The organism is Rhizobacter sp. P3_B12 (assembly GCF_056402895.1).
In genome coordinates, this window is the sequence record NZ_JBFUGN010001122.1 from 1 (window position 1) to 1860 (window position 1860).

Consider the following 1860-nt stretch of genomic DNA (forward strand, 5'->3'; position numbering starts at 1 on the left):
ATGCTGACCTCGCCCGACCATTCCTCGCCGGCGGCCAGCGCCCGGCCGAGCGCGAGCGACGGCGCCAGCCGCATCAGGTCGGACGGCAGGTCGCCGCCGCGCGCCAACGCCTGGGCGGCCGGGTTGGCGTCCAGCACGTGCCCTTCGGCATCGACGAGCAGGGCGGCCTGCGGCAACCGGTCGAACAAAGTGGGGCCGAGGTCGTTGAGCCTGGAGTTGGTCGTGTCGGCACGGTCCTGCATGAAAGGCTTTCGGTCGCCCGCAATCGGGTGCGGGCCGGGGTCTGTCGGACGGGGCCGACATCGCGTGTCGGCTGGCCGCTGGACTTCTACTGGCAAGTGTCGTGCCTGCGCCGTTTGTGACTTTTTGATTCAGGCCGCCCGCTTGCGCCGCTCGACCGGCTCCACCTTCAGCAACTGGCGGTACTTGGTCACCGTGCGGCGCGCCACCGTCAGGCCCTGGCGCGTCAGCAGCTTGGCGATCTGGGCGTCCGACAGCGGCTTCTTCGGGTCCTCCGCCTCGATGATCCCCTGGATCACGCCGCGCACCGCGGTCGGCGAGGTGCTGCCGCCGCTCGCGGTGTGCATGCCGCGCGAGAAGAAGTACTTCAGCTCGAACACGCCGACCGGCGTCGCCATGTACTTGTTGTTCGTCACCCGGCACACGGTGGACTCGTGGATGCCGACCTCGTCGGCGATCTCGCGCAGGCCGAGCGGCTTCATCGCGAGCGGGCCGACGTCGAGGAAGCGGTGCTGGCGTTTCAGGATGGCCTGCGCCACCGACAGGATGGTGGAGAAGCGCTGCTGCACGTTGCGCACCGTCCAGCGGGCGTCCTGCAGGTGGGCGGCCATCTCGCCGTGGCCGCCGCCGCGGTGCTGCTGGAACAGGTTCGCGTACATCTGGTTCAGCTTCACGCGCGGAATCACCGCGTGGTTCAGCGCGGCGGCCCAGGTGCCGCGCACCTTCTTGACGATCACGTCCGGCGTCACGTAGTTCAGGTTCTCGGCACCATGGCGCCAGCCCGGGCGCGGGTCGAGGTGGCGGATGCGTTCGCAGGCGGCCTGCACGCGCGCGGGGGGCTCGCCCAGCGCCTTCGCGATGCCGGCGATGTCGCGCTGCGCGAGCTGCGCCAGGTGCTGCGCGACGATGCGCCCGGCGAGCGCACGCTCGTCGGCATCCTGGATCTGCGGCATCTGCAGCAGCAGGCATTCGGCCACGCTGCGCGCGGCCACGCCGGCCGGCTCCAGCGACTGCACCAGCTTCAGCGCGGTGTTCATCTCGCAGGCCTCGACCGCCGGCGACAGGGCGGCCAGCGTCGCCAGTTCATCGAGGCCGGTGCGCAGGTAGCCGTCGTCGTCGAGCGACTCGATGACCGTGCAGGCGAGCGCATGGTCGCGCTCGTCCAGCGGCAGCATGGCGATCTGCGATCGCAGGTACTGGCGCAGGTCGACATCGGCGGCCACCAGCTCCATCGCGCTGATGTCGCTGTCGCCCGAGCCGCTGCCGCCGGTGCTGCCCGGCCCGGCCTGCCAGCTGTCGCGCTCGAAGGCCATGTCGGCATCGGCCGACGGTGGGGCCTCCATCGTCGCGTCATTGGCCGGTGCGAGCGTGTCCGCCTCGGCGATCGGCACGGCCTCGGACAGCGTCGGGTCGAAGGTGGCAGGTGCGACGACGTCGGGGCCGGTCTCCTCCAGTTCGAGGAACGGGTTGGTCACCATGCTGTCGCGGATCTCCTGGACGAAATCCTGCGACGACAGCTGCAGCAGGCGCACGGCGCGCTGCAGGCGCGGCGTCAGGCCCTGGACCTGCCGCGCCTCGGTTCGAAGGGTCGGTGCATTCATTCCGCGGTCTCCTTGATGC

The 1860-nt window shown here is 70.5% G+C and carries 1 protein-coding gene and 1 pseudogene; both read right to left on the reverse strand.

Features of this window, described 5'->3' with window-relative positions; translation table 11 throughout:
* Positions 1 to 242, reverse strand: a pseudogene (locus tag AC1D01_RS32835) (hypothetical protein); the annotation flags it as partial.
* Positions 243 to 371: 129 nt separating this feature from the next.
* Positions 372 to 1841 (reverse strand): RNA polymerase factor sigma-54, encoded by a 1470-nt coding sequence (rpoN, locus tag AC1D01_RS32840; RefSeq protein WP_477873672.1) that lies wholly within the window; start codon positions 1839 to 1841, stop codon positions 372 to 374.
* Positions 1842 to 1860 lie beyond the last annotated feature (19 nt).